The organism is Pseudomonas sp. JC1203, assembly GCF_056175065.1.
Window position 1 is genome coordinate 555,233 of the sequence record NZ_JBWCAM010000001.1, and the last position, 27,000, is coordinate 582,232.

22 protein-coding genes are annotated in these 27,000 nt (G+C 65.1%); 11 read left to right on the top strand and 11 right to left on the bottom strand.

Annotated features, from left to right (window positions below; translation table 11 throughout):
- Positions 1-29: 29 nt before the first annotated feature.
- From AC0SZ7_RS02695 to AC0SZ7_RS02715, 5 genes are all read right to left on the bottom strand, one after another.
- Complete coding sequence (locus AC0SZ7_RS02695) at positions 30-2,468, bottom strand: TonB-dependent siderophore receptor (RefSeq protein WP_475502867.1); 2,439 nt, start codon at positions 2,466-2,468, stop codon at positions 30-32.
- Positions 2,469-2,557: 89 nt separating this feature from the next.
- On the bottom strand, positions 2,558-3,538 hold the full coding sequence (locus tag AC0SZ7_RS02700) for a FecR domain-containing protein (RefSeq protein ID WP_475502868.1): 981 nt from the start codon (positions 3,536-3,538) through the stop codon (positions 2,558-2,560).
- Positions 3,535-4,053, bottom strand: a complete 519-nt coding sequence (locus AC0SZ7_RS02705; RefSeq protein WP_475502869.1) for an RNA polymerase sigma factor — start codon at positions 4,051-4,053, stop codon at positions 3,535-3,537. Before AC0SZ7_RS02705 ends, AC0SZ7_RS02700 begins: the two co-directional genes overlap by 4 nt.
- Before the next feature lie 173 nt (positions 4,054-4,226).
- Complete coding sequence (locus tag AC0SZ7_RS02710; RefSeq protein WP_475502870.1) at positions 4,227-4,934, bottom strand: 3'-5' exonuclease; 708 nt, start codon at positions 4,932-4,934, stop codon at positions 4,227-4,229.
- On the bottom strand, positions 4,931-6,868 hold the full coding sequence (locus AC0SZ7_RS02715; protein WP_475502983.1) for a putative nucleotidyltransferase substrate binding domain-containing protein: 1,938 nt from the start codon (positions 6,866-6,868) through the stop codon (positions 4,931-4,933). The genes AC0SZ7_RS02710 and AC0SZ7_RS02715 overlap by 4 nt, the downstream gene beginning before the upstream one ends.
- Before the next feature lie 217 nt (positions 6,869-7,085).
- On the opposite strand from AC0SZ7_RS02715, the gene AC0SZ7_RS02720 reads away from it, so the two are divergent.
- Positions 7,086-7,529 carry a response regulator gene (locus AC0SZ7_RS02720; protein WP_475502871.1) on the top strand — a complete coding sequence of 148 codons (444 nt, stop codon included), beginning with the start codon at positions 7,086-7,088 and terminating at the stop codon, positions 7,527-7,529.
- 61 nt (positions 7,530-7,590) lie between these two features.
- Here the strand turns inward: AC0SZ7_RS02720 and AC0SZ7_RS02725 are convergent, their stop codons facing one another.
- Entirely contained in the window at positions 7,591-9,768 is a 2,178-nt protein-coding gene (locus AC0SZ7_RS02725; RefSeq protein WP_475502872.1) for a malate synthase G, read from the bottom strand.
- A 408-nt stretch (positions 9,769-10,176) separates the two neighbouring features.
- On the opposite strand from AC0SZ7_RS02725, the gene AC0SZ7_RS02730 reads away from it, so the two are divergent.
- Positions 10,177-10,695 (top strand): glycine cleavage system transcriptional repressor, encoded by a 519-nt coding sequence (locus AC0SZ7_RS02730; protein ID WP_475502873.1) that lies wholly within the window; start codon positions 10,177-10,179, stop codon positions 10,693-10,695.
- A 213-nt stretch (positions 10,696-10,908) separates the two neighbouring features.
- Here the strand turns inward: AC0SZ7_RS02730 and rarD are convergent, their stop codons facing one another.
- From rarD to AC0SZ7_RS02755, 5 genes are all read right to left on the bottom strand, one after another.
- On the bottom strand, positions 10,909-11,796 hold the full coding sequence (gene rarD, locus AC0SZ7_RS02735) for an EamA family transporter RarD (RefSeq protein WP_475502874.1): 888 nt from the start codon (positions 11,794-11,796) through the stop codon (positions 10,909-10,911).
- Between the two features lie 52 nt (positions 11,797-11,848).
- Positions 11,849-12,823, bottom strand: coding sequence for a serine/threonine protein kinase (locus AC0SZ7_RS02740; RefSeq protein ID WP_475502875.1), 975 nt, complete (start codon positions 12,821-12,823; stop codon positions 11,849-11,851).
- Positions 12,824-12,887: 64 nt separating this feature from the next.
- Positions 12,888-14,756 carry a PhoX family protein gene (locus tag AC0SZ7_RS02745; protein ID WP_475502876.1) on the bottom strand — a complete coding sequence of 623 codons (1,869 nt, stop codon included), beginning with the start codon at positions 14,754-14,756 and terminating at the stop codon, positions 12,888-12,890.
- 147 nt (positions 14,757-14,903) lie between these two features.
- Positions 14,904-15,668, bottom strand: coding sequence for a TOBE domain-containing protein (locus AC0SZ7_RS02750; protein ID WP_475502877.1), 765 nt, complete (start codon positions 15,666-15,668; stop codon positions 14,904-14,906).
- A gap of 63 nt (positions 15,669-15,731) precedes the next feature.
- Entirely contained in the window at positions 15,732-16,469 is a 738-nt protein-coding gene (locus tag AC0SZ7_RS02755; RefSeq protein ID WP_475502878.1) for a double zinc ribbon domain-containing protein, read from the bottom strand.
- 92 nt (positions 16,470-16,561) lie between these two features.
- Here AC0SZ7_RS02755 and bioB point away from each other — a divergent pair, with 92 nt between their 5' ends.
- From bioB to AC0SZ7_RS02800, 9 genes are all read left to right on the top strand, one after another.
- On the top strand, positions 16,562-17,620 hold the full coding sequence (bioB, locus tag AC0SZ7_RS02760; RefSeq protein WP_475502879.1) for a biotin synthase BioB: 1,059 nt from the start codon (positions 16,562-16,564) through the stop codon (positions 17,618-17,620).
- A 6-nt stretch (positions 17,621-17,626) separates the two neighbouring features.
- A complete protein-coding gene (bioF, locus tag AC0SZ7_RS02765) occupies positions 17,627-18,799 on the top strand; it encodes an 8-amino-7-oxononanoate synthase (RefSeq protein ID WP_475502880.1) in 1,173 nt (390 codons plus the stop codon).
- Positions 18,792-19,526, top strand: a complete 735-nt coding sequence (locus tag AC0SZ7_RS02770) for an alpha/beta fold hydrolase (RefSeq protein WP_475502881.1) — start codon at positions 18,792-18,794, stop codon at positions 19,524-19,526. The genes bioF and AC0SZ7_RS02770 overlap by 8 nt, the downstream gene beginning before the upstream one ends.
- Positions 19,519-20,343 carry a malonyl-ACP O-methyltransferase BioC gene (gene bioC / locus AC0SZ7_RS02775; RefSeq protein ID WP_475502882.1) on the top strand — a complete coding sequence of 275 codons (825 nt, stop codon included), beginning with the start codon at positions 19,519-19,521 and terminating at the stop codon, positions 20,341-20,343. Before AC0SZ7_RS02770 ends, bioC begins: the two co-directional genes overlap by 8 nt.
- Position 20,344: 1 nt before the next feature.
- Positions 20,345-21,025 (top strand): dethiobiotin synthase, encoded by a 681-nt coding sequence (gene bioD / locus AC0SZ7_RS02780; RefSeq protein ID WP_475502883.1) that lies wholly within the window; start codon positions 20,345-20,347, stop codon positions 21,023-21,025.
- A 107-nt stretch (positions 21,026-21,132) separates the two neighbouring features.
- Positions 21,133-21,429, top strand: coding sequence for a pyrroloquinoline quinone biosynthesis protein PqqE (locus AC0SZ7_RS02785; RefSeq protein ID WP_475502884.1), 297 nt, complete (start codon positions 21,133-21,135; stop codon positions 21,427-21,429).
- Positions 21,430-21,747: 318 nt separating this feature from the next.
- On the top strand, positions 21,748-23,553 hold the full coding sequence (locus tag AC0SZ7_RS02790) for a phenylacyl-CoA dehydrogenase (RefSeq protein WP_475502885.1): 1,806 nt from the start codon (positions 21,748-21,750) through the stop codon (positions 23,551-23,553).
- Positions 23,554-23,726: 173 nt separating this feature from the next.
- On the top strand, positions 23,727-24,998 hold the full coding sequence (locus AC0SZ7_RS02795; protein ID WP_475502886.1) for a GGDEF domain-containing protein: 1,272 nt from the start codon (positions 23,727-23,729) through the stop codon (positions 24,996-24,998).
- Positions 24,999-25,147: 149 nt separating this feature from the next.
- Positions 25,148-26,926: an acyl-CoA dehydrogenase C-terminal domain-containing protein gene (locus tag AC0SZ7_RS02800; RefSeq protein ID WP_475502887.1), complete on the top strand. Its 1,779-nt coding sequence runs from the start codon at positions 25,148-25,150 to the stop codon at positions 26,924-26,926.
- Positions 26,927-27,000: the final 74 nt, after the last annotated feature.

Sequence of the window (27,000 nt, forward strand, 5' to 3'; positions counted from 1 at the left end):
AAGGGCGGCTTGTGTATTGCATCAGGCCATTACCACTTGTAAGTGGCGCTGGCGACCACGCTGCGCTGGTCGCCGTAGTAGCAATAGTAACCGTCGCAGGTGCTGATGTAGTCCTTGTTGAACACGTTCTTCGCGGTCAGCCCCAGGGACGCGCCTTTCAGCGAGCCCGACAGCACGCCCAGGTCGTAGTGGGCCGAGGCGTCGAACACGGTGTAGGCGTCGGCCTTGCCCAGCCAGGTGTTGGCCTGGTCGCCGTAGGTGTTGCCGGTGTAGCGCGCGCCGCCACCAATGCCGAAGCCTTCCAGCATGCCCTGATGCCAGGTGTAGTCAGCCCACAGCGAAGCGGTCTGGTTAGGCATCAGCTGCAGGCGGTTGCCCTTGTAGTCGCCTTTCTGCACTTCGGACTTGGCCAGGGTGTAGGCGGCGATCAGCTTGAGGTTGTCGGTCAGGTCGGAGACCGCTTCCAGTTCCAGGCCTTTGACCTTCACCTCGCCGGTCTGGCTGGTGATGGCAGTACCGGTGGCGCTGTCGGTGACCGAGACGTTTTTCTGCGTCAGGTCATACACGGCGGCGGTCAGCAGGGTCTTGCTGCCCGGCGGCTGGTACTTGATGCCCAGCTCCCATTGCTTGCCCTGGGTTGGCTTGAACGAGCTGGTGCTGGTCATGTCCGCGCCCATGCTCGGCTGGAACGACTCGGCGTAGGACAGGTAAGGCACCACGCCAGAGTCGAACACGTAGCTGACGGCCGAGTTCAGGCTGAAGTTGCTGTCACGCGCGGTGTTGGTGGCATCGCCTGCGTTGTGGAACTTGGTGCCGGTGTGCACCCAGTCTTCACGGCCGCCCAGGGTGAAGCGCCACTTGTCCAAAGCCATCTGGTCCTGCACGTACAGGCCGGTCTGGGTGGTCTTCTGGTTGTAGTCGTAATAGGCAGTGGAGCGGGCAGGGCGGGTGATCGCCGCGCCGACTTCCGGGGTATTCACGTTAATCGACGTTGCCTGGCCGAAGATGGACAGGTAGTTGGTGTTGATGCGCTGCAGGTCGGTACCGATCAGCACGGTGTGGTTGATGTCGCCGGTGGCGAAGTCAGCCTGGAAGTTGCTGTCCATGGCGAACTGGCTGATGTCTTCGTCGACGTTGGTGGTGCCGCGGCCAATGTTGCCGTCGGCGTCCACGGTATAGCCGGGAAGGCCTGGAATGTAGGAGTTGACCGTGACGGTCTGGAACGCCAGGTCCGACTTGGTGTAGCGCAAGTTCTGGTGGAACTGCCACACGTCGTTGAAACGGTGCTCGAAGGCATAGCCGAGCGCGTAGTAGGTGCGGTCGTAGTAGTCGTAGTCCGGGTCGCCCAGGTTCTTGTGGTGGGAAATGTCACCGAATTGGGTCTTGATCTTGGTGCCCTGGATCGGCAGGAACTGGCTGGTGGTGCCGGTATCGTCACGGGTGAACTGGCTGAGGAAGGTCAGCTTGGTGTCCGGGTCGATGTTCCAGGTCAGGCTGGGGGCGATGTTGTAGCGCTTGTTGTCGACGTGGTCGATCTGCGTGCCGCTGTCGCGGATCACGCCGCTGACGCCGTAGAGGAACTTGCCTTCGTCATCGATCTTGCCAGTGCTGGCGAAGTCGATCTGGCGCCAGTTGTCACTGCCGTATTGCAGCGAGATCTCGTGGCTGGCCTCCTCGCTGGGGCGGCGGCTGACCATGTCCAGCAGGCCACCGGGTGGCGTCTGGCCGTACAGGGACGAAGCCGGGCCGCGCAGCAGCGACAAGCGGTCGAGGTCCCAGGTTTCCATTTTCGGGTTGGCGTAGGTGCCCTTGGGCAGTGGCAGGCCATCGAGGAATTGAGTGGGCTCGAAGCCGCGCACGCGCAGCCAGTCGTAGCGGGTGTCGCTGCCGTAGCTGGCGGAGACGATGCCGGGCATGTATTTCACCGCGTCTTCCAGGGTTTGCACGCCGCGGTCGTCCATTTGCTGGCGGGTGGCCACGGAAATGGAGCGCGGTGCTTCCACCAGCGCGGTGTCGGTCTTGGTCCCTGCCGCCGTGCGGGTGGCCAGGTAGCCGGTGGCCGGGCCCCAGGCGCTTTCGGAGTCGCTGGCCGCGTTCACGTTGGTGTCAGGCAGCGCCAGTGTCCCTTCTGGCGCTGCGATCAACGTAAAAGTGCCGGCGCTGGTCTGCACCAGTTGCAGGCCGGTCCCGGCCAGTGCCTGGCGCAGTGCGCCGGCCGCATCGAATTGTCCGTTCACTGGCGCGCTGGTCTTGCCCGCCACCAGGCCCGGCTCGATGGCCAGCACCAGGCCGGCACCGCTGGCGATCTGGTTCAGCGCGCTGGCCAGCGGCGCGGCTGGCAGGTTGTAGCTGCGCAGTTGGCTGGCTTGCTCGGCGGCCTGCAGCGCAGTGCTGCTCAGCGGCACGGCGAGGGCGATGGCGACAGCCATGAGGCTGGGTCGCAGCAGGGAGGGGAACGGGCGGGACATGCGGCACTCCTGACAGGGAATATTTCTCAATTGCCTGTGTGCCGGACGAGATTGGAAAAGTGATAGGGCTGATCGAAAATAATTTAGATTTAGATCTTGGGCGGCGTTTCCGGCCGTTCTTCAACGCTGACCCACCAGCGCGTGTGTTGCTGGATCTGGATTGGCAGGGTCGGCAGCAGGGCGCGCAAAGCCAGGTCAGTGTCGTGCAACGGGAAGCTGCCGGTGATGCGCAGGTCGGCCACTTTCGGGCTGACTTCCAGGAAACCGGGCCGGTAGCGCGACAGCTCGTGGGCCAGGTCGCCCAGGCGCGCGTTGTCCACCACCAGCATGCCGCGGGTCCAGGCGTCGGCGCCGGGGCGCAGGGCCACGGCCTCACCCAGCGCGTCGCGTTGCACGAGAATCTGTTGGCCCTCGTGCAGCACCATCTCGCCCGGCAACTCCTGGGCATGCACGGCCACGGCGGACTTCAGCACACCCAGGCGCGTGCCCTGGTCTTCGCGGCGCACCAGGAAGCGCGTGCCCAGGGCGCGCAGGCGGCCGTCACGGGTCTCGACGATGAAGGGGCGCTGCTCGCCGGCAAGGTGGCCGGTCTGCACCATGATCTCGCCTTCGCGCAGCACAATCAGCCGCTGCTGCTGGTCGAAACGCACGTCAATTGCGCTGTGGGTGTTGAGCTCTACCTGGGTGCCGTCGGGCAGTGTCAGGGTGCGCTGCTCGCCGGTGGCGGTGCGCGCGTCGGCCAGCCAATAGCCTAGCGGCAGCCATTGCTTGAGGCCGAAGGTGCCCAGGCCCAGCACCAGTACCACGCTGGCCAGGCCGCTGCCCAGCTTGCGCACGCGCCGGCGGGCGCTCTCGGCGCTACCCAGCAGGGCCTTGCGGCCGGCAGCCGGGGCCACGCGCAGGCGCTGGTCGAGCATGCCCAGTTGTTGCCAGGCGCGGGCGTGTTCTTCGTCGGCTGCGTGCCAGCGGGCAAATTCGGCCTGCTGCGCCGGGTTGCCGGCATCCAGCGACAATTGCCACTGGATGGCGGCGTCCAGCACGCGCGCCGAGACCGGGCCGTTGGCACTCATGTCGGCTCCCCGTACAGGGCGATGTAGCACTGGCGAATGCCCTGGGCCAGGTACTGGCGCACCCGTGGCACCGACACCCCCAGGCGCTCGGCGATCTCGGCGTGGCCCAGGCCTTCCAGGCGGTTGAGCAGGAAGGCATTGCGCGCCTTGCTCGACAGCCTGGCAAGCATCTGGTCGATGGCCTGCAGGTCTTCGAGGATCAACTGCTGTTGTTCGGGGGACGGTTGTTCGGCTTCGGGCATCAGCGCCAGTTCGGCCAGGTATGCCTGTTCCAGGGCCGCGCGGCGGAAGTGGTCGAACAGCAGGCCCTTGGCGATGGCGGCCAGGAACGCCCGCGGCTCGCGCGGGGCACTGAGCTGTTCGCGGCCCAGCAGGCGCACGAAGGTGTCCTGGCTGAGGTCTTCGGCGCGCTGGCTGCAGGCGATGTTGCGCCGCAGCCAACCCAATAGCCAACCACGGTGGTCGCGGTAAAGCGCACCGACCAGCTCACCATGAGGGCTATGGGCTGACGACAAGACGTTCCCCGAATGCAAGTGTTCAAACTAACGAGAATTATTCGCGATTGTGTCAGGGATGATGTCGTTGTGCAATTGGCGTTCGTCGGTAGGCATGTGTGGGAGCTGGCTTGCCAGCGAGCTCTTGGGGGGCCGCTGAAAAGCTCGCTGGCAAGCCAGCTCCCACAGGTGTCCTACAAGCCAGGCATGGCCTGGCGTCGGCGCCACTGGGCCAGGCGCCCCATCAGCAGCGCCGGGCTGTCCAGCCCCAAGCGCCGGGCCTGGCTGAGCAGTATCAGCACCAGCTGCGCAGTGACGAAGGCGTCGGCGCTGGCGTTGTGGCGCTCGTCCACCTGCAGCCCGAACTGGGCTATCCAGTCGTCCAGCGACGCTTGGCGCAGCACGGTCTGGGGGTTGAGCAGCGGCGCCAGCTCGGCCACATCGATGAAGCTGTGCTGCAGGCGGTAGCCCAGGGTGTCCTTGAGCGCGCGGCCGAGCATGCGCTGGTCGAACGGGGCGTGGAAGGCCAGCACCGGGCTATCGCCGACGAAGTCCATGAAGTCCAGCAGGCCATCGGCAGGGGCGCAGCCGGCGGCGATGGCATCGGGGCCCAGGCCATGCAGCAGCACGCTGGGGCCGGGCTTGTGGCCGGGGCGCTGCAAGGTGCATTCAAACTGCTGGGACAGGTCGATGGCGCCGTCCTCGATCACCACCGCGCCAATGGACAGCAGCAGGTCGCGGTTGACGTTGAGGCCGGTGGTCTCGAGGTCCAGCACCACCCAGCGTTGCTGGCGCAGGCTGCAGTCGCCCAGGGTGGCCGGGGCGCTGAGGCGCTGCAAGGCCAGTTGTTGCGCAGTGTTGAGGCTGGGTGCTGCTGGACGCAGCCAGGCGAACAGGCTCACAGTTGGTACCTCAGCGTCAGGCTGGCCTGCAGGCGTTGGGCCTGGCGTAGGGACTCACGCAGGATGCGCCGGTCGAGGTCGTTGAGGCTGTCGGGGTCGATGCGGTTCGACCAGGCCTGGTTGTCGCGAGTCTGGCGCTGGTGCTGCTGCATGCGCGTCTGCTGGATGAAGTGGTAGGCCTCTTCATAGGCCGCGCCGTCGAGCTTGTCGATGACTTCCCTGGCCACCAGCTGGCGCAGGCGCTGCAGGGTATTGGTGGCTTCGATGTTGTTGGCCAGGGCCAGCAACCGCGCACCGTCGACGAAAGGGTTCAGGCCCTGGCCCTTGAGGTCCAGGGTGCCGGCTTTGTCACTGCCTCTGCGGCTGAGCACGAACTCGCGGAAACGTCCCACTGGCGGGCGCTGGCGCAGCGCGTTTTCGGCCAGCATGCGCTGGAACAGGCGGTTGTCGCCCACCTGGTCGAGGATCTGCCGGCGCAGTTGTGCACAGCCCTGCTCATCGCCCCACACCACGCGCAGGTCGAAATAGATGCTGGAGCCCAGCAGGTTCTCCGACGTGGCCTCGCGCACGAAGGCGGCGAAGCGCCGCGCCCATTCGCTGCGCGACAGGCACAGCTCGGGGTTGCCGGCCATGATGTTGCCCTGGCACAGGGCAAAGCCGCACTGCGCCAGGTTGAGGTTGATCTGGTGGGCGATGGGCAGCAGCTTGCCGCGGATCTCGGCGGCATGCGCCGCGTCGCGGGCCTCGAACAGAATGCCGTTGTCCTGGTCGGTGAACAGCGTCTGTTCCTGGCGGCCCTCGCTGCCGAAGCACAGCCAGCTGAACGGCACGCCGGGGTCGCCCTTGTCCTGCAGCACCAGCTCGATCACCCGGCACACGGTATGGTCGTTGAGCAGGGTGATGATCTGGGTGATCTGCGTGGACGAGGCGCCATGGGCGAGCATGCGTTCCACCAGCTGGCTGATGTCGCCGCGCAGGGTGACCAGTTGCTCCAGCCGCGCGGCGTTGCGGATGGTGCGGGCCAGGTGCACCAGGTCCACCCGTTGCAGGGAGAACAGGTCGCGCTCGCTGACCACGCCGCACAGGCGGCCGTCCTTCACCAGGCAGACGTGGGCGATGTGCCGCTCGGTCATGGCGATGGCGGCATCGAAGGCGCTGGCATCGGGGCTCAAGTAGAAGGGCGCGGCAATCATGTGCCGGGCGATGGGCTGGTTGAAGTCGGCATCGACGTTGGCCACCACCTGGCGCAGGTCGCGCAGGGTGAAAATGCCCTGTGGATAACGGCGCTCGTCGACGATGACGATGCTGCCCACCTGCTGTTCGTGCATCAGCGCCACGGCCTGGCGCAGCGGGGTCTGGGCGTCGCAGGTCACCGGGTGACGCATGGCCAACTCACCCAGGCGGGTGTTCAGCGAGTACTGCGTGCCCAGGGTTTCCACGGCGCGGCGCTGCACTTGCAGGTTTACCTGGTCGAGCAGGCTGCTGACCCCGCGCAGGGCGAAGTCGCGGAAGGGTGCCGACAGGGCGAACAGCTTGATGAACGCAGCCTTGGGCAGTTGCAGGCAGAAGGTGTCCTGGGCCGCCAGGTGTTCGGTGCGCGTGGCCCGCTCGCCGAGCAGGGCGGCCAGCGGGAAACATTCGCCGGTGGCAATTTCAAAGGTGGTCTCGGTGCCGCGTTTCGAGGTGTGCGGGCGTTCGCCCACCACTTGCCCCTGCTTGACGATGTAGAAGTGTTCCACGGGCCCGTCGGCCGGCTTGATGATGCTTTCGCCAGCGGCGTAGAAACGCAGCTGGCATTGCTCTACCAGGTAGGCCAGGTGCGCCTGGTCCAGCTGGTTGAAAGGCGCATAGCGCTGCAGGAATTGCAGGGTTCCCTGGATGTTCTGCTGCACTGCTGTCTTGCCCGCCTGGGCATAGGCGTCCGGTTTACTCATGTCCATGACCGCATTGTTCTTATCGTTCAACATGGTCGGCTTGATGGCCGGGTGATCACATTGGACGTAAGTCTAAAAAAAATGCTTCAACTGCGCGGGTTTCCTCGACATCATGCTGATCTTCACGTGACGACCCGACGAAGTGCACAGGTAAAGCCACTCGTCTGCGGTCTCAACTGGATGTGGAACATCCGGTTTTCCCTATGATGAGAGGCGTATGTCCGATCACGATATTTTGAGCGATGCCGAGCGCGAGGCGCTTAGTGCTGTCATGCAAGTGCCGGATCTGCCGCCACAGCAGGCTTTGATCGTCGACGACGACCAGGTGTCGCGCGAACTGCTGGCCGAAATTCTCGGCCTGCAGGGTATCTCCTGCCTGACCGCCGGCAGCGCCGCCGAAGCGCTGCAGGTGCTGGCTTCGAACAAGGCCGTGGGCCTGCTGGTGACTGACCTGCGCATGTCCCCGCATACCGGGCTGGACCTGATTCGCAAAGTGCGCGAATCCGATCGCGCGGCGATGCCGATCATCATCATGTCGGGGGATGCGGGGGTGAAGGACGCTATCGCTGCCATGCACTTGAGCGTGGTGGATTTCCTGCTCAAGCCTATCGATACCAGGCACCTGGTGGTGCTGGCGAAAAAGGAACTGGGGCTGGAATAGACGCGGCCTGGCGGCCGCTGCTACAGGGCTTGTAGCAGTGGCCGCCAGGCCGCGTCAGGGCTTACAGGCCGGGGCCGGGCGTGAAACCGCGGCGTTTGCGGTGCAGCACCGGCTCGGTGTAGCCGTTCGGTTGCTTGGCACCTTCAATCACCAGCTCCACTGCCGCCTGGAAGGCGATGTTGCTGTCGAAATCCGGGGCCAGCGGGCGGTACAGCGGGTCGTTGGCGTTCTGGCGGTCAACCACCGGGGCCATGCGCTTCAGGCTTTCCAGGATTTGCGCTTCGCTGGCAATGCCGTGGCGCAGCCAGTTGGCCAGCAGTTGGCTGGAGATGCGCAGGGTGGCGCGGTCTTCCATCAGGCCTACGTCATGGATGTCCGGCACCTTCGAGCAACCTACGCCCTGGTCGATCCAGCGCACCACGTAACCCAGGATGCCCTGGCTGTTGTTGTCCAGCTCGTTCTGGATTTCCTCGGCCGACCAGTTGGTGTCCTGCGCCAACGGAATGGTGAGGATATCGTCCACCGATGCCGGGGTACGCTTGGCCAGTTCGGCCTGGCGCGCGAATACGTCAACCTTGTGGTAGTGCAGCGCGTGCAGCGCGGCGGCGGTCGGCGACGGCACCCAGGCGGTGTTGGCACCGGCCAGCGGGTGGGCGATCTTCTGTTCCAGCATGGCCGCCATCAGGTCGGGCATGGCCCACATGCCCTTGCCGATCTGCGCGCGGCCCTGCAGGCCGGTTTTCAGGCCGATGTCGACGTTGGAGTTCTCGTAGGCACCGATCCATTTTTCCGCCTTCATGGCGGCCTTGCGCACCACGGCGCCGGTTTCCATCGAGGTGTGGATCTCGTCGCCCGTGCGGTCCAGGAAACCGGTGTTGATGAACACCACGCGCTCGCTGGCGGCCTTGATACAGGCCTTGAGGTTCACCGTGGTACGGCGTTCCTCGTCCATGATGCCGACCTTGAGGGTATTGTGCGCAAGGCCCAGCACCTCTTCGATGCGGCCGAACAGTTCGTTGGTGAACGCGGCTTCTTCAGGGCCGTGCATCTTCGGTTTGACGATGTACACCGAACCGGTGCGGCTGTTCTTGCGGGTGCTGCCGCCGTTGAGGCTGTGGATCGCCCCCAGGCTGGTGACCAGGCCATCGAGAATGCCTTCCGGCACTTCGTTGCCCTGGGCGTCGAGGATGGCGTCGATGGTCATCAGGTGACCGACGTTGCGCACGAACAGCAGCGAGCGACCGTGCAGCTTCACTTCGCCGCCATTGGGAGCGGTGTAGTGGCGGTCCGGGTTCATGGTGCGGGTGAAGGTGCTGCCGCCCTTGGACACTTGCTCGGCCAGGTCGCCTTTCATCAGGCCCAGCCAGTTGCGGTAGATCACCACCTTGTCATCGGCGTCCACGGCGGCGACGGAGTCTTCGCAGTCCATGATGGTGGTCAGGGCCGCTTCCATCAGCAGGTCCTTGACGCCAGCGGCGTCGGTCTGGCCGACAGGGCTTTGGGCGTCGACCTGGATCTCGAAGTGCAGGCCGTTGTTCTTCAGCAGCACAGCGGTCGGGGCGTTGGCATCGCCCTGGTAACCGACCAGCTGGGCGTCGTCGCGCAGGCCGCTGTTGCTGCCGCCCTTGAGGCTGACCACCAGCTTGCCGTCCACGACCTTGTAGCCGGTGGCGTCCACGTGCGAGCCGGCGGCCAGGGGCGTGGCTTCATCGAGGAAGGCGCGGGCGAAGGCGATGACCTTGTCGCCACGCACCTTGTTGTAACCCTTGCCTTTCTCGGCGCCGCCTTCCTCGCTGATGGCGTCGGTGCCATACAGCGCGTCGTACAGCGAACCCCAGCGGGCGTTGGAGGCGTTGAGGGCAAAGCGGGCGTTCATCACCGGCACCACCAGTTGCGGGCCGGCCATGTGGGCAATTTCTTCGTCGACGTTTTGCGTCGAGGCCTGGAAGTCAGCCGCTTCTGGCAGCAGATAACCGATTTCCTGCAGGAAGGCCTTGTAAGCCGCAGCGTCATGAGCCTGGCCCTGGCGTGCCTGGTGCCAGCCGTCGATGCGGGCTTGCAGGTCGTCACGTTTGGCCAGTAGCGCTTTGTTCTTCGGAGCGAGGTCGTTGATGATCTTTTCCGCCCCGGCCCAGAATTGCTCGGCCGCAAGGCCGGTTCCGGGAATGGCTTCGTTGTTCACGAAGTCGAACAGGACTTTGGCGACCTGAAGGCCACCGACTTGAACGTGTTCAGTCATTGCTTGCCTCACTCTGCTCAGCTATTCAGCTCTTGTATTAAAGCCTGTAGCGCTTCTCTAAATACGCTGCCAGAACATGCCCTGACGGGCGGCTGGGCAGACCCTCAAGCGCGTGCCAGAGGCTTCACGTATTTTCACAGGCGCCTTCGGCAGACATCGATTGTCATTATGTAGTCCGCGCTGCGGCATACTACATGATGATTTGCGGTTGTGAAAATCAGACTAAATACGTCGATCTGCGACCGTTTTTGGACTACCGGTCACACTGCGAATCGTATGTTCTCAAAACTTTGGCCAATTGTTCCAGATAAATCTAAAAACAGTACACAGCTTTTCATCCGAGCTGCTACCCGGGCGGCGCTCGGGCCCTTGCCTATACTCAACCGACTACAACGAGAGGGTGCCAGCGTGGAGCACTTAGTATTGACGGTTTTTGCCCCGGACAAGCCCGGGCAGGTCGAACGGATAGCCCAATGCGTGGCCGACCACAATGGCAATTGGCTGGAAAGCCGCATGTCGCGCCTGGCCGGGCAGTTCGCCGGCATTCTGCGGGTGGCGGTGCCGGCGGAAAGCCATGAAGAACTGCTGGCGGCCCTGCAGGCACTGTCGGCCAAGGGCATACGCGTGCTGATCGCCGAGACCGGCATTGAACAGAGCTGCACCTGGAAGCCCATTGCCATGGAGTTGGTGGGCAACGACCGGCCCGGCATTGTTCGCGACATCACCCATTTGCTCGCCGAGCAAGGCGTGAACGTCGAGCGCCTGGTGACCGACGTGCGCCCCGCGCCCATGAGCAGCGAGCCGCTGTTTCACGCCGAAGCGGTGCTGGGCCTGCCGCTGACCTTGGCGGTGGAGCAATTGCAGCAGCGCCTTGAGGCCCTGGCCGATGATTTGATGGTGGAACTGGTGCTGCGCACCGAGCCGTGAAAGTTGTTCATGTTTATCTTGCACCTGCCTGTGGATAAGCTGGGGGAACACCGCGCAGACGCAAGCGGGCCGGGCTTCCTGGCGTTATGAGCAAAAAATGAGCAATTTCAGGGGCTTGTGCACAAACGGCGGGGATCGTGCTGTGGATAACCTTGGGGTAAGGCGTTGCAGGCCACGAGAACCGTGGCCTGCAGAGTTTTGAGCGTTTTTTGATCAGGCTTTGCGACGCAGATTCACCACGGCATCGATGCTGTAGATGATCAGGCCGGCCCAGATGAAACCGAAGGCGACCAAGGCATTGGCACCCAGCGGCTCGTGGTATTTGAACACCGCCAGCAACAGCACCAGGGTGGGCGCCAGGTACTGCAGGAAGCCCAGGGTTGTGTAGGGCAGGTGGCGGGCGGCGGCGTTGAAGCTGACCAGTGGCACCAGCGTGATGGGGCCGGCAGCCAGCAGCCACAAGCCATCAGTGGTCAGCCAGAAATCCGGCTGCGCGCTGGGCACGCCCGGGTGGAAGGCCAGCCAGCCCAGCGCCAGGGGTACCAGCAGCCAGGTTTCCACCACCAGGCCCGGCAGCGCGGCCACCGGCGCCTGTTTGCGAATCAGGCCGTAGAAGCCAAACGTCAGCGCCAGCGCCAGCGACACCCAGGGCAGGCTGCCCACCAGCCAGACCTGCTGCGCCACACCCACGGCAGCCAGGCCCACTGCCAGCCATTGCAGGCGCCGCAGCCGTTCGCCCAGCAGCAGCATGCCCAGCACCACGTTCACCAGCGGGTTGATGTAGTAGCCCAGGCTGGCCTCCACCATGCGCCCGTTGTTCACCGCCCACACGTAGATCAGCCAGTTGGCGGCGATCAGTGCGCCACTGCCGGCCAGGATGGCCAGCCGGCGTGGGTTGTCACGCAGCTCGCGCCACCAGCCGGGGTGTTTCCAGGCGGCCAGCAGCAACGAGCCGAACAGCGCCGACCAGAGCACGCGGCTGACAATGATTTCCAGGGCAGGGACGTTCTCGATGGCCTTGAAGTAAAGCGGGAACAGTCCCCAGCAGGTGTAGGCCGTCAGGCCCAGCAGGTACCCGCGGCGCGGGTTGGCGGCTTGCATGTAGCGTCCTTGTTGTTCCAGGCAGTGGTCACGGTGTTGCTGATTGTTATGGTCAGAACAGTTTCAGCGGCTCTTCGTTGAGCGCCGCCAGTTGCTCGCGCAGGGCCAGCACCTGGTCGCCCCAATAGCGTTCGGTGCCGAACCAGGGGAAGCTGCGCGGGAACGCCGGGTCATCCCAACGGCGTGCCAGCCAGGCACTGTAATGCATCAGGCGCAGGGCGCGCAGCGGCTCGATCAGCGCCAGTTCACGCGGGTCGAAGTCGTGGAACTCGCTGTAGCCGTCCATCAGTTCCGACAGTTGGCCCAGGCATTCCTGGCGGTCGCCGGCCAGCATCATCCACAGGTCCTGCACGGCAGGGCCCATGCGGCAGTCGTCGAGGTCGACGATGTGGAACATCTCGTCGCGGCACATCATGTTGCCGGGGTGGCAGTCGCCGTGCATGCGGATGTTCTGGTGCGGGGTGTCGCGGTAGATCTGCTCGACACGCTTGAGCAGGTCGCGGGCCACCGACTCGTATGCCGGCAGCAGGCTGCGCGGCACGAAGTTGCCTTCCAGCAGGGTCTCCAGCGAATCCTGGCCGAAGTTCTTCACCCCCAGCGCCTCACGGTGCTCGAACGGCCGGGTGGCGCCCACGGCATGCAGGCGGCCCAGCAGCTGGCCCAGGCGGTATAGCTGGTCGAGGTTGCCCGGCTCCGGCGCGCGGCCGCCACGGCGGGGGAACAGGGTGAAGCGGAAGCCCTGGTGTTCGAACAGGGTCTTGCCTTCGTGAATCATCGGCGCCACCACCGGCACTTCGCAGTCGGCCAGTTCAGCGGTGAAGCTGTGTTCTTCGAGGATGGCGGCGTCGGTCCAGCGGTCCGGGCGGTAGAACTTGGCGATCAGCGGCTGGCCGTCCTCGATGCCCACCTGGTACACGCGGTTCTCGTAGCTGTTGAGCGCCAGTACGCGGGCGTCGCTGAGGAAGCCGATGCTTTCGACGGCATCCAGCACCAGGTCGGGGGTGAGGGTTTCAAACGGGTGGGACATGCTGACTCCTGCGTGCGGCAGGTGGCCGCGTCCGGCAGGCTATCGTACCAGACGCGGCCTGGGGTCAGGCGCCGATCACACCGCCGTCGGTGCGGGTGATGACCATCACCGACGAGCGCGGCTTGCCGCCAGGCAGGTGCTCGGGGAAGGTCGAACCGCCGTTCTCGCCAGGGTGCTGGATGCCCACGAACAGGCTGCGCTGGTCGGGGGCGAAGCTGATGCCGGTGACCTCGCAGCCCACCGGGCCAACCATGAAGCGACGAATTTCGCCGCTGTGCGGGTCGGCGCAGAGCATCTGGTTGTTGCCCATGCCGGCGAAGTCGCCGCTGTTGCTGGCGTCGCCGTCGGTGAGTATCCACAGCCGGCCGGCGTCGTCGAAGCCCAGGCCATCGGGGCTGTTGAACATGTTCCGGGCAGTGATGTTGGCGGAGCCGCCCTCGGGTTTGCCAGGGTGGACCGTGGGGTTGCCGGCCACGGCGAACAGGTCCCATTCGAAGGCCATGGCGCCGTGGTCGTCGCCTTGTTCGCGCCAACGCAGGATCTGCCCGTAGATGTTTTTCGCCCGCGGGTTGGGGCCGCCCACCGGCTGGCCGTCTTCGCCGCGTTTGCTGTTGTTGGTGAGGGTGCAGTAGACCTGGCCGTCGCGCGGGCTCACCACTATCCATTCGGGGCGGTCCATGCGTGTGGCCTGGCGGTGGCTGGCGGCCAGGCGCGCGTGGATCAGCACGTCGGCCTGGCTGGCGAAGCCGTTGCCGGCGTCCAGGCCGTGCTGGCCGTGGGTCAGCTCCAGCCACTGGCCCTGGCCCTTATGCTGGCTGCCGGCGTCGAAGCGCGCCACGTACAGGGTGCCGTGGTCGAGCAGGTCGCGCTGGCCGCTGCCCACGCGGTCGCGGCTGACGAACTTGTAGATGAACTCGCCGCGTTCGTCGTCGCCCATGTACACCACGGCGCGGCCATCACGGGTTTGCGCCAGCGCGGCGTTCTCGTGCTTGAAACGGCCCAGTGCGGTGCGCTTGATGGGGGTGGAGGCGGGGTCGAACGGGTCGATCTCGACGATCCAGCCGTGGCGGTTGAATTCGTTGGGCGTGTGCGCCACGTCGAAGCGTGGGTCGTGGGGGTGCCAGTCGACTTCCTTGCTGGCGGCGCTCAGGCCATAGCGTTTCTGCGCGGCGTCGAAGCTGGGGGCGGCGGCGCTGCTGCCGAAGCAGTCGCTGAAGTTTTCCTCGCAGGTGAGGTAGGTGCCCCAGGGCGTCTTGCCGTTGGCGCAGTTCTGGAAGGTGCCCAGCACGTTCAGGCCCTGCGGGTCGGCTGCGGTCTTGAGCAGCGCGTGGCCGGCGGCCGGGCCGCTGAAAGCGATGGGCGAATTGCCGTGGATGCGCCGGTTGTAGGGCGAGCCCTGGACGAACCGCCACTGGCCGCCCTGGCGTTGCACCTCGATGACCGACACACCCTCGCAGGCCAGGGCCTTGCGCACTTCTTCTGCCGATTGCGGGCGGCCGCCGTGGGCATAGAGGTAGCGGTAGTTGGTGTACTCGTTATTGATGGCAAGCAGGGCGCGGTCGGGCTGGTCCTTGAACGGGAACAGGCTCATGCCGTCGTTGTTGTCGCCGAACTGCAATTCCTGATGCGCAGCGCTGCCGTTGCCGCTGGGGTCAAAGGCCGGGCTGTCGGCATGCAGCGGCTGGCCCCAGCTGATCAACACCTGGGCCTGGTAGCCAGGGGGCAGGCTGATGCTGTCGGCGGTGGCGGCGGCGATGCCGTCGAAACCCAGCAAGGTGCCGGTGCCTGTAGCGGCATTGACGCTGCGCGCCAGCAGGCTGCCGCCCAGGAACAGCGCCGCGCCGCCCAGCGCGCCGGCGCCGAGGAAGTGGCGGCGGGTGAGGCCGGTCAGGCGTTCAAGGTCGGTGGGTTCTTGGTCTTGTAAGAGGTGCATGATCAGGCTCCCTGCGGTTAGGGGGATCACGCTAGGCAGGGGGTGTGACAAGGATGTTTCAGTACACACCTGGCAACACAAAGTGCTGCCTGGGACGCAGAGAACGGTGTAGCAGCGGCCGCAGGCCGCGTCCGGCCGTTGCTCGATCTAGAGCGGTGTCCCCAGCAGCACAAACGTCGGCGCAAACGCCACCAGCACCTCCTTGCCCTCCACCAACCCCAACTCCTCGACCTGCGCGGCGCTCTCCAGCGCACACAACGTCTGCCCGTTGGCCAACCCCACACGCACCTCGGTCGGCCCCTCGGGGTCGTCGATGATCTGCTCTACCCGGCCCACCAGGCCGTTGTCGCCCACAGGCACCGGCCCGCTGGCGTCGTGCAGGCGCAGCCAACCGGCCTTGATCAGCGCCAGCACCTGCACGCCGTCAGCCAGTTCCAGGGTCTCGGTGCTTTCGTGGGTGATCTGCGCGCTCAGCTTCAGGCCAGCGCCCAGGTCCAGTTCCACCAAGTCATTGCGGCCCTGAGGGGTGACGGCGCACACCCGGCCCTGCAGCTGGTTGCGGGCGCTGGTGCGCAGCATCAGGCGGCTGAGCAGGTCGAGGTCGCTGACGTCCTCGGCCACTTCCAGCACCTGGGTCTGCAGCGCCTGCAGGCGCTGGTAAAGGCGCAGCACCCGCTCGCCTTCCTTGGACAACCGCGCGCCACCGCCACCCTTGCCACCCACGGCGCGCTCCACCAGCGGCGTGTGGGCCAGGTTGTTGAGCTCGTCGATGGCGTCCCAGGCGCCCTTGTAGCTGAGCCCCGCAGCCTTGGCGGCGCGGGTGATCGAGCCCTGTTCGGCAATGTGCTGCAGCAGGGCGATGCGCTGCGGGCGGCGGGCGATGTGTTGGGTGAGCAGGCTGGGCAAAGGCATGGCGGTAGTGGCGCTGTGTCTGTTTTATCGAGCCCACGACGTTGAACCCCGGGGCCTGGCAAGTCAAGCCGCGCCCGGTTTCGGCGTGCGCGCCAGGCAATACACGTCCACCCGCGCAGCGCCCGCACGCAGCAGCAACTGCGCCAGGGCGCGGGCGGTGGCACCGGTGGTCAGCACATCATCGACCAGCGCCACGTGGCGGCCGCTCACCGGCGCACGCGGTACCAGGGCGAAGGCCTGCAGCAGGTTGCGCTGGCGTTGGCGGGCGTCCAGGTCCTGCTGGGCGCGGGTTTCATGGGGGCGCAGCAGCACGTGTTCGTCCACCGTCACGCCCAGCTGCGGGCCCAGCCAGCGCGCCAGCATCGCCGCCTGGTTGAAGCCACGCTGGCGCAGGCGCTTGCGGCCCATGGGCACTGGCAGCAGCACATCCGGGCGTGGCAGGCCGTCGTCGAAGCGGGCCAGCAGCCACTGGCCCAACAGGTGCCCGAGCAGGCGCCCCAGCGGCCAGCGCGCCTGGTGCTTGAAGCGGCTGATCAGGCTGTCCACCGGAAACCCGTAATGGAAGGGCACCTCCACCTGGTTGAACGGCGGCGCCCGGCGCGCACACTGGCCGCACAGCATGCCGTTGATGGGCAGCGGCAGGGCGCAGCACAGGCAGCGCTCGTTCAGCCACGGCAGCTCGGTTTCGCAGGCGCTGCACAGGGGGTAGGGTTGATCGGCGTGCTCGTCGCACAATAAGCATTGCTGGTTATTATTTAACCACTTGTAAACCAGCCTTCCGTGACCCGGTTGACAGTCCATGCGTCTTCCTTAAATATGCCCATTATCCGTGTGGCGCCTGTGGACATTTCCCTTGTCCTGGCGCCAGCCCAAGCATAACCAAGGAATCGCCCATGAGCGCCAGCACAACTGCAACGCTTCGTCACGACTGGTCCCTGGCCGAGGTCAAGGCCTTGTTCACCCAGCCTTTCAACGACCTGCTGTTCCAGGCCCAGACCGTGCACCGGGCGCATTTCGACGCCAACCGCGTGCAGGTCTCGACCCTGCTGTCGATCAAGACCGGCGCCTGCCCGGAAGACTGCAAGTACTGCCCACAGTCCGGCCACTACAACACCGGCCTGGAAAAAGAAAAGCTGATGGAAGTGCAGAAGGTGCTGGAGGAGGCCGCGCGGGCCAAGGCCATCGGTTCCACCCGTTTCTGCATGGGCGCGGCGTGGAAACACCCGTCGGCCAAGGACATGCCCTACGTGCTGAAGATGGTCGCGGGCGTGAAGGCCATGGGCCTGGAAACCTGCATGACCCTGGGCAAGCTGGATAAAGAACAGACCGCAGCCCTGGCCGAGGCAGGCCTGGACTACTACAACCACAACCTCGACACCTCGCCCGAGTTCTACGGCAGCATCATCACCACCCGTACCTACAGCGAGCGCCTGCAGACGTTGGCCTACGTGCGTGACGCCGGCATGAAGATCTGCTCGGGCGGTATCCTGGGCATGGGCGAGTCGCTGGACGACCGCGCCGGCCTGCTGATCCAGCTGGCCAACCTGCCGGAGCACCCGGAGTCGGTGCCCATCAACATGCTGGTGAAAGTGGCCGGCACGCCGCTGGAAAACGCCGAAGACGTCGACCCGTTCGACTTCATCCGCATGCTGGCCGTGGCGCGCATCCTCATGCCGCAATCCCATGTGCGCCTGTCCGCCGGCCGTGAAGCCATGAACGAACAGATGCAGGCCCTGGCGTTCTTCGCCGGCGCCAACTCGATCTTCTACGGCGACAAGCTGCTGACCACCGCCAACCCGCAGGCCGACAAGGACATGCAACTGTTCGCGCGCCTGGGTATCCAGCCTGAAGCCCGCGAAGAGCACGCCGACGAAGTTCACCAGGCCGCCATCGAGCAGGCCCTGGTAGAGCAGAAGAGCGGCGAGATGTTCTACAACGCCGCGTCGGCGTAAGCGCCGGTGGCCTTCGACCTCAGCGCGCGTCTGGCCGAGCGCCGCGCCGCCGACCTGTACCGCCAGCGGCCACTGCTTGAGAGCCCCCAGGGCCCGCAAGTGGTGGTGGACGGCCAGCCGCTGCTGGCCTTCTGCAACAACGATTACCTGGGCCTGACCAACCACCCCGAGGTGATTGCCGCCTGGCGCGCCGGCGCCGAGCGCTGGGGCGTGGGCGGTGGCGCTTCGCACCTGGTGATCGGCCATAGCGGCCCGCACCACGAGCTGGAAATGGCCCTGGCCGAGCTTACCGGCCGGCCGCGGGCGCTGCTGTTTTCCACCGGCTACATGGCCAACCTGGGCGCGGTGACCGCGCTGGTGGGGCAGGGCGACACGGTGCTGCAGGACCGCCTCAACCATGCCTCGCTGCTGGACGCCGGCCTGCTCAGCGGCGCGCGCTTCAGCCGTTACCTGCACAACGATCCGGCCAGCCTGGCCAGCCGCCTGGAAAAAGCCACCGGCAATACCCTGGTGGTCACCGATGGCGTGTTCAGCATGGACGGCGACATCGCCGACCTGCCGGCCCTGGCCAGCACTGCGCGGGCCAAGGGTGCCTGGTTGATGGTGGACGACGCCCACGGCTTCGGCCCGCTGGGTGCCCATGGCGCAGGTATCGTCGAGCATTACGGTCTGAGCCTTGCAGATGTGCCGGTGCTGGTTGGCACCCTGGGCAAGGCGTTCGGTACCGCCGGGGCCTTCGTGGCCGGCAGTGATGACCTGATCGAGGCGCTGGTGCAGTTCGCCCGGCCCTATATCTACACCACCAGCCAGCCGCCAGCGCTGGCCTGCGCCACGCTCAAGAGCCTGGAGCTGCTGCGCACCGAGCACTGGCGCCGCGAGCACCTGGCCAGCCTGATTCGCCAGTTCCGCCACGGCGCCGAGCAGATCGGCCTGCAATTGATGGACAGCTTCACGCCCATCCAGCCGATCCTGATCGGCGACGCCGGCCGTGCTGTGCGCCTGTCGCAGCTACTGCGCGAGCGCGGCATCATGGTCAGCGCCATCCGCCCCCCCACCGTGCCGGCGGGCAGTGCACGCCTGCGCGTGACGCTGTCGGCGGCCCACAGCGAAGCCCAAGTGCAGCTATTGTTGAGTGCATTGGCAGATTGTTATCCGTTGCTGGAGCCGTGCAATGCGTGATCGCCTGATTCTGTTGCCGGGCTGGGGCATGGGCCCTGCGCCCCTGCAACCGTTGGTGGCTGCGTTGCAGGGGTTGGATGAGCACTTGCACGTGCACATCGAACCCCTGCCCGAGCCAGGCAGCAGCGACCTTGCGGCCTGGCTCGATGACCTGGACGCCAGCGTGCCGCAGGACTGCTGGCTGGGTGGCTGGTCGCTGGGTGGCATGCTGGCCGCCGAACTGGCCGCGCGCCGCGGCGACCGCTGCTGCGGCTTGGTGACCCTGGCCAGCAACCCCTGCTTCGTGGCCCGCGCCGAATGGCCCAACGCCATGCCGGCGCAGACCTTCGACGCGTTCCTGGCCAGTTGCAGTGGCAACCCGCAAAGCACCTTGAAGCGCTTCAGCCTGCTGTGCGCCCAAGGCGCTGCGCAAGACCCGCGCAGCGTGTCGAAGCTGTTGGCCGCCGGTGCGCCGGCTACCCAGCCACAACACCTGTTGCACGGCCTGGAGCTGCTGGCCCAGCTGGACATTCGCGCAGCCCTTCTGGCCTATGCCGGGCCGCAACTGCACCTGTACGGTGGTCACGACGCGCTGGTGCCGGCCGAAGTGGCCGGCGACGTGCTGGCGCTGCTGCCGGATATTGAAGTTGGCCTCATTGAAGCGGCCAGCCACGCTTTCCCCCTGGAAGACCCCCACGAACTGGCGGCTGCCATCCAGGCCTTTCTGCATGAGTCCCCCGATGACTGATCTCTCCACGCCACCGCTGCCCGGCGCCCTGCCGGACAAGCGCCAGGTGGCGGCGTCCTTTTCCCGCGCCGCGGCCAGTTATGACAGCGTTGCCGAACTGCAGCGCAACGTCGGCACCGCGCTGGTCGAACGGCTGCCCGAAGGGCTGCAACCGCGGCGCTGGGTAGACCTGGGCAGCGGCACCGGCTATTTCAGCCGCGCCCTGGCCGGCACCTTTGAAGATGCCTATGGCGTGGCGGTGGACATTGCCGAGGGCATGCTGCAACACGCACGCCCGCTCGGCGGTGCCCAGGGCTATGTCGTGGGGGACGCCGAACGCCTGCCACTGGCGACTGCCAGCATCGACCTGCTGTTCTCCAGCCTGGCCGTGCAATGGTGCAGCGATTTTGCCGCCGTGCTCGGTGAAGCCCGGCGCAGCCTGCGGCCCGGCGGCGTGATGGCGTTCGCCAGCCTGTGCGTGGGCACGTTGCGCGAGCTGCGCGAAAGCTGGCAGGCAGTGGATGGCATGGTCCACGTCAACCGCTTCCGCCGTTTCGAGGATTACCAGCAATTGTGCGGCGCCAGTGGCCTGCAGGTTATAAGTCTGGAACAGGTTCCCCACGTGTTGTACTACCCTGATGTGCGTGGGCTGACCCATGAGCTCAAGGCTCTGGGCGCACACAACCTCAACCCGGGCCGCCCCGGTGGCCTGACCGGCCGGGCGCGCATGACCGGGTTGTTGCAGGCATACGAGCAATTCCGCCAGCCGCAAGGCTTGCCGGCTACTTACCAGGTGGTCTACGCGGTGTTGCGCAAGCCGTTGGACGGGGGAAACTGAAATGGGCCCAGCCTACTTTATCGCCGGCACTGACACTGACGTCGGCAAGACCACCATCGCCGCCGGCTTGCTGCACGCCGCGCGGCTCAATGGCCTGAGCACGCTGGGGGCGAAGCCGGTGGCTTCGGGTTGCGACGTGACGCCCAAGGGGCTGCGCAACGCCGACGCCCTGGCGTTGATAGCCGAAAGCTCGATCCAGCTACCCTACGACCAGGTCAACCCGATTGCCTTTGAACCGGCCATTGCCCCGCACCTGGCGGCCCGCGAGGCCGGGGTGAGCCTGAGCGTGCAGGGCCTGCTGGAACCCATGCGTGCCATTCTCGCCCAGCAGGCCGACTTCACCCTGATCGAAGGAGCCGGTGGCTGGCGGGTGCCACTGTCGGGGCAGGCGAATTTATCCGACCTCGCCATCGCCCTGAAGCTGCCGGTGATTCTGGTGGTAGGCGTGCGCCTGGGTTGTATCAATCACGCCTTGCTGACCGCCGAGGCCATCGCCCGCGACGGCTTGCAGCTGGCCGGCTGGGTAGCGAACGTCATCGATGGGCGCACGTCGCGCCTCGAAGAAAACCTCGCCACCCTGGCCGAATGTTTGCCAGCACCCTGCCTGGGGCGGGTGCCGCGGTTGAAGATCAATTCAGCGGCCATGGTTGCCGAACACCTGCAGCTGGATTTGCTGGATTAGATTTTGTCTATGGAGAGGCAATGTGCCATTAGTGTTTTTGACGTGTGTTTTTTGACGGCGTCTGCTTCAATAATGGCCATCAGCTCAATGTTTCCGGGGTTTTACCAATGCAAATCTCCAGCGGCAGCGCCTATTACGCGGGCCTGAGCGCGGTCCAGAGCGGCCTGACACGCGTCGACCAGGCCGCCGGTCAGATCGCCGGCAGTGCCGTGGACAACTCCTCGGCCAGCAACCAGTCCACCGACCTGCAGGCCAAGCGCCTGTTGTCCGTCGACATCAGCCAGCAAGACCTGGCCAACAGCGCCGTGCAGATGAATCAGGGCCGCATCGAGGTCGAAGCCGGGCTGAAAGTGGAAAAAGCCGCCAGCGAAACCCTCGGCACCCTGATCGACACCTACGCCTGACCCCTGCCTGATCTGTGGGAGCTGGCTTGCCCGCGGGCGGTTTGGGGGCCCCCCCAACCAGCGGGGCCGCCCCCGCCCCCCAATTTCTGCATTCCTTACCTCGCTGATCTTCCATCATTCACCGCACCATTCATGGCCTGCGGCGTACTCCCCTGCGCGCGCAATTCCTGCTGACCGGGTGTAGTCTGGTTGAACGATGCTTGACAACTTTTGGGCGTAAACGTATGTTTCAAACAACTGTTTGACAGAGAGCCATCCACCGCTGGTTGGTCTGTTGCGGTCACCACATTCCAGTTTCATCAGCAGAGGTTTATCGCTATGCCTGACTACAAGGCCCCCTTGCGTGATATTCGCTTCGTACGTGACGAACTGCTTGGCTATGAAGCGCACTATCAAAGCCTGCCGGCTTGCCAGGACGCTACCCCGGACATGGTTGACGCTATCCTTGAGGAAGGCGCCAAGTTTTGTGAGCAGGTACTGGCTCCGCTGAACCGGGTGGGTGACACCGAAGGCTGTACCTGGAGCGAGTCGGGCGTGAAGACGCCTACCGGCTTCAAGGAAGCCTACAAGCAGTTCGTCGAAGGCGGCTGGCCAAGCCTGGCCCATGACGTGGCGCACGGCGGCCAAGGCCTGCCGGAGTCGCTGGGCCTGGCGGTGAGCGAGATGGTGGGCGAGTCGAACTGGTCGTGGGGCATGTACCCAGGCCTGTCCCACGGTGCCATGAATACCATTTCCGAGCACGGCACCCCCGAGCAGCAGGACGCCTACCTGACCAAGCTGGTGTCGGGCGAATGGACCGGCACCATGTGCCTGACCGAGCCGCACTGCGGCACCGACCTGGGCATGCTGCGCACCAAGGCCGAACCACAGGCCGACGGTTCCTACAAAGTCACCGGCACCAAGATCTTCATCTCGGCCGGTGAACACGACATGGCCGACAACATCATCCACATCGTGCTGGCCCGCCTGCCCGATGCACCGGCCGGCACCAAGGGCATCTCGCTGTTCATCGTGCCCAAGTTCCTGACCAACGCCGATGGCAGCGTAGGCGCGCGCAACGCCGTGACCTGCGGTTCCATCGAACACAAGATGGGCATTCACGGCAACGCCACCTGCGTGATGAACTTCGACGCGGCCACCGGTTTCCTGATCGGCCCGGCGAACAAAGGCCTGAACTGCATGTTCACCTTCATGAACACTGCTCGCCTGGGTACTGCGCTGCAAGGCCTGGCCCACGCTGAGGTGGCGTTCCAGGGTGGCCTGAAATACGCCCGTGACCGCCTGCAGATGCGCTCGCTCACCGGCCCGAAAGCACCGGACAAGGCGGCTGACCCGATCATCGTGCACCCTGACGTGCGCCGCATGCTGCTGACCATGAAGGCCTTCGCCGAAGGCAACCGCGCCATGGTGTACTTCACTGCCAAGCAGGTCGACATCGTCAAGTACGGTACCGATGAAGACGAGAAGAAGAAGGCCGATGCACTACTGGCCTTCATGACCCCGATCGCCAAGGCCTTCATGACCGAGGTGGGCTTCGAGTCGGCCAACCATGGCGTGCAGATCTACGGTGGCCACGGCTTCATCGCCGAGTGGGGCATGGAGCAGAACGTGCGCGACAGCCGCATTTCCATGCTGTACGAAGGCACCACCGGCATCCAGGCCCTCGACCTGCTGGGCCGCAAGGTGCTGATGACCCAGGGCGAGGCGCTGAAAAGCTTCACCAAGATCGTGCACAAGTTCTGCCAGAACAACGAAGGCAACGAAGCTGTCACCGAGTTCGTCACCCCGTTGGCACAGCTGAACAAGGAGTGGGGCGAGCTGACCATGAAGATCGGCATGGCCGCCATGAAGGACCGCGAGGAAGTGGGCGCCGCGTCGGTGGACTACCTGATGTACTCCGGTTACGCCTGCCTGGCCTACTTCTGGGCCGACATGGCGCGCCTGGCTGCCGAAAAACTGGCTGCCGGCACTACCGAGGAGGCGTTCTACACCGCCAAGCTGCAGACCGCGCGCTTCTACTTCCAGCGCATCCTGCCGCGTACCCGTACCCACGTGGCCGCGATTCTGTCGGGTGCCAACAACCTGATGGACATGAACGAAGAGCACTTCGGCCTTAGCTACTAAGCGCCCCGGTGGTTGCATGAAAACCGTTGCCTTCGGGCAGCGGTTTTTTTTTGGCGCCAATCTTCAAAATATTGTTTTGGACGTTAAACAATCTGCATCACGGCCGATACAGGTGAAGGCACAATGCCACAACTTCGCCCTGGTATCGGATTTCCGTTTTGTCACGTTCACCCATGTTCCATTTCAATCATTTCCTGCCGTCACTGCTGCTGTTGCTGGCAGGGCTTGCGGCTGCGTATGTAAGGGACCTCAACGTATTCTTCACCTCGCTGTTCAACGTGCTGCCCACCCTGGTGCTGTTGCTGGGCGGCGCCTACTGCGCGGTGTACCGCCGCCAGCGCGAGCTGTTCCTGATGGTCACGGTGTACATCGCCTACTTTCTGCTCGACACCCAGACCGACTATTACCGTGACCACGGGCGGGTGCGCGACGACGCCGCGGTGACCTTCCACCTGTGCTGCCTGCTGCTGCCGGCGCTGTTCGGCCTGTTCGGCGCCTGGCAGGAGCGCACGCACCTGTTCCAGGATATGGTGGCGCGCTTCGCCGTATTGCTGGCCGTGGGTAGCACTGCGCTGGGCCTGGAGCAGAGCTTCCCGGTGCCGCTGTTGAATTGGCTGGCCGAGATTCGCTGGCCGTCGTGGCATGGGCAGTGGATGAGCCTGATCCAGATGGCCTACCCGGTGTTCTTCCTGGCGGCGGTGCTGCTGGTGGTGCAATACGTGCGCGAACCGCGGCCGCTGCATGCGGCGCAGTTGGTGGGGCTGCTGGGTTTGTTCTGGATGCTGCCCAAGACCTTCATCCTGCCGTTCACCCTGAACATCATGTGCAGCCAGGTGATGCTGATGATTGCCGCGGCAGTGGCCCACGAGGCCTACCAGATGGCCTTCCGCGACGAGTTGACCGGGCTGCCGGGCAGGCGCGCGCTCAACGAGCGCATGCAGCGCCTGGGGCGCAACTATGTGCTGGCGATGACCGACGTCGACCACTTCAAGAAATTCAACGACACCCACGGCCACGACGTCGGCGACCAGGTGTTGCGCCTGGTGGCCAGCAAGCTGTCCAAGGTCACCGGCGGCGGGCGTGCCTACCGCTACGGCGGCGAAGAGTTCGCGCTGGTGTTCGCGGCCAAGACCATGGAAGAGTGCATGCCGCACCTGGAAGCCATCCGCGAGGCGATTGCCAGCTACAACATCCAGTTGCGCAACGCCGACCGTCCGCAGGACGACAAGCAGGGCCGCCAGCGCCGCCACGGCTCCGGTGCCTCCAGCGTGTCGGTGACCATCAGCATCGGCGTGGCCGAACGGTTGGTGGACCACCGCACGCCGGAGGAAGTACTCAAGTCTGCCGACGAAGCGCTTTACAGCGCCAAAGGCGCGGGCCGCAACTGCGTGGTGGGTTATGGCCAGACTCGCCGTGGCGCGGTGCGTACCCAGGCTTCGGCTTAGACCTTGGACGCGGCCTTTGGCCGCTGCTACGGGGGTAAAAACCATGACTGTTGGTGACTGTTCGGTCACATGACGACCCTATGTGTCGCAAAAGTTGTTGGGGTACACTGGATTTATCCACTGTCCCAGTCCCCCTTTGCGAGGTTGCCATGGCTGACTACAAAGCGCCCCTGCGCGATATGCGCTTCGTCCTCAATGAAGTTTTCGATGTGGCCAGCTTGTGGGCCCAGCTACCGGCACTGGCTGAAGTGGTGGACGCGGAGACCGTCGAAGCTATCCTGGAAGAAGCCGGCAAGGTCGCCAGCCGCACCATCGCGCCGCTGAACCGCAACAGCGACGAGCAGGGCTGCCGCTGGAACGATACCGTGGTCAGCACCCCGGACGGCTTCCCCCAGGCCTACCAGACCTACGCCGAAGGCGGTTGGGTGGGCGTGGGCGGCGACCCTGCCTACGGCGGCATGGGCATGCCCAAGGCGGTGTCGGCGCAGGTCGAGGAGATGATCAACTCCTCAAGCCTGGCGTTCGGCCTGTACCCGATGCTCACCTCCGGCGCCTGCCTGTCGCTGCACGCCCACGCCAGTGAGGAACTGAAGCAGACCTACCTGCCGAACATGTACGCCGGTGTCTGGGCGGGTTCCATGTGCCTGACCGAGGCCCATGCCGGTACCGACCTGGGCATTATCCGCACCAAGGCCGAGCCCCAGGCCGATGGCAGCTACAAGGTCAGCGGCACGAAAATCTTCATCACCGGTGGCGAGCACGACCTCACCGAGAACATCATCCACCTGGTGCTGGCCAAGCTGCCCGATGCGCCGGCGGGGCCCAAGGGCATCTCGCTGTTCCTGGTGCCCAAGTTCATGGTCAATGCCGACGGCAGCCTGGGCGCGCGCAACACCGTGAGCTGTGGTTCCATCGAGCACAAGATGGGCCTGCAGGGCTCGGCGACCTGTGTGATGAACTTCGACGAAGCCGTGGGTTACATCGTCGGCGAGCCGAACAAAGGCCTGGCCGCCATGTTCACCATGATGAACTACGAGCGCCTGGGCGTCGGCATTCAGGGCCTGGCTTCGGCCGAGCGCTCCTACCAGAGCGCCGTCGACTATGCCCGCGACCGCCTGCAAAGCCGTTCACCCACGGGTGCCAAGGCCAAGGACAAGGTGGCCGACCCGATCATCGTGCACCCTGACGTGCGGCGCATGCTGCTGACCATGAAGGCCAGCAACGAAGGCGGCCGGGCGTTCTCCACCTACGTGGCCATGCAACTGGACACCGCCAAGTTCAGCGAAGACCCGGCAGTGCGCAAGCGCGCCGAGGACCTGGTGGCGTTGCTGACCCCGGTGGCGAAGGCGTTTCTTTCCGACCTGGGCCTGGAAACCACCGTACTCGGCCAGCAGGTATTCGGCGGCCACGGCTACATTCGCGAGTGGGGCCAGGAGCAGTTGGTGCGTGACGTGCGCATCACCCAGATCTACGAAGGCACCAACGGTATCCAGGCGCTGGACTTGGTGGGCCGCAAGGTGATCGGCAGTGGCGGTGCGTTCTACCAGCTGTTCGCCGACGAAATTCGCCACTTCATCGACACTGCGGCACCGGCATTGGCCGAGTTCACCAAGCCGCTGGCAGCGGCCGTGGCGAACCTGGATGACCTGACCGCCTGGCTGCTGGACCGCGCCAAGAATGACCCGAATGAAATTGGCGCGGCGTCGGTGGAGTACCTGCACGTGTTCGGTTACACCGCCTACGCCTACATGTGGGCCCTGATGGCCAAGGCCGCGCTGGGCAAGGAAGGGCAGGAAGACTTCTACGTCAGCAAGCTGGGCACCGCACGCTTCTACTTTGCCCGCCTGTTGCCGCGCATCCACTCGCTGACGGCCTCGGTGAAGGGCGGCAGTGAGTCGCTTTTCCTGCTCGACGCAGAGCAGTTCTAAAAGTCCGACAGGCATGTAGGTTTTTTCCTACATGCCGTGACGGCTTTAGGCCCTTCCAGCGCCATGGATCCAGA

Bases quoted from the DNA above. Each gene is read 5' to 3' on its own strand.
- AC0SZ7_RS02695 (WP_475502867.1), bottom strand. From the start codon at position 2,468: ATGTCCCGCCCGTTCCCCTCCCTGCTGCGACCCAGCCTCATGGCTGTC.
- AC0SZ7_RS02700 (WP_475502868.1), bottom strand. From the start codon at position 3,538: ATGAGTGCCAACGGCCCGGTCTCGGCGCGCGTGCTGGACGCCGCCATC.
- AC0SZ7_RS02715 (WP_475502983.1), bottom strand. From the start codon at position 6,868: ATGAGTAAACCGGACGCCTATGCCCAGGCGGGCAAGACAGCAGTGCAG.
- AC0SZ7_RS02720 (WP_475502871.1), top strand. From the start codon at position 7,086: ATGTCCGATCACGATATTTTGAGCGATGCCGAGCGCGAGGCGCTTAGT.
- AC0SZ7_RS02725 (WP_475502872.1), bottom strand. From the start codon at position 9,768: ATGACTGAACACGTTCAAGTCGGTGGCCTTCAGGTCGCCAAAGTCCTG.
- rarD (WP_475502874.1), bottom strand. From the start codon at position 11,796: ATGCAAGCCGCCAACCCGCGCCGCGGGTACCTGCTGGGCCTGACGGCC.
- AC0SZ7_RS02740 (WP_475502875.1), bottom strand. From the start codon at position 12,823: ATGTCCCACCCGTTTGAAACCCTCACCCCCGACCTGGTGCTGGATGCC.
- AC0SZ7_RS02745 (WP_475502876.1), bottom strand. From the start codon at position 14,756: ATGCACCTCTTACAAGACCAAGAACCCACCGACCTTGAACGCCTGACC.
- AC0SZ7_RS02750 (WP_475502877.1), bottom strand. From the start codon at position 15,668: ATGCCTTTGCCCAGCCTGCTCACCCAACACATCGCCCGCCGCCCGCAG.
- AC0SZ7_RS02755 (WP_475502878.1), bottom strand. From the start codon at position 16,469: ATGGACTGTCAACCGGGTCACGGAAGGCTGGTTTACAAGTGGTTAAAT.
- bioB (WP_475502879.1), top strand. From the start codon at position 16,562: ATGAGCGCCAGCACAACTGCAACGCTTCGTCACGACTGGTCCCTGGCC.
- AC0SZ7_RS02770 (WP_475502881.1), top strand. From the start codon at position 18,792: ATGCGTGATCGCCTGATTCTGTTGCCGGGCTGGGGCATGGGCCCTGCG.
- bioC (WP_475502882.1), top strand. From the start codon at position 19,519: ATGACTGATCTCTCCACGCCACCGCTGCCCGGCGCCCTGCCGGACAAG.
- bioD (WP_475502883.1), top strand. From the start codon at position 20,345: ATGGGCCCAGCCTACTTTATCGCCGGCACTGACACTGACGTCGGCAAG.
- AC0SZ7_RS02785 (WP_475502884.1), top strand. From the start codon at position 21,133: ATGCAAATCTCCAGCGGCAGCGCCTATTACGCGGGCCTGAGCGCGGTC.
- AC0SZ7_RS02790 (WP_475502885.1), top strand. From the start codon at position 21,748: ATGCCTGACTACAAGGCCCCCTTGCGTGATATTCGCTTCGTACGTGAC.
- AC0SZ7_RS02795 (WP_475502886.1), top strand. From the start codon at position 23,727: ATGTTCCATTTCAATCATTTCCTGCCGTCACTGCTGCTGTTGCTGGCA.
- AC0SZ7_RS02800 (WP_475502887.1), top strand. From the start codon at position 25,148: ATGGCTGACTACAAAGCGCCCCTGCGCGATATGCGCTTCGTCCTCAAT.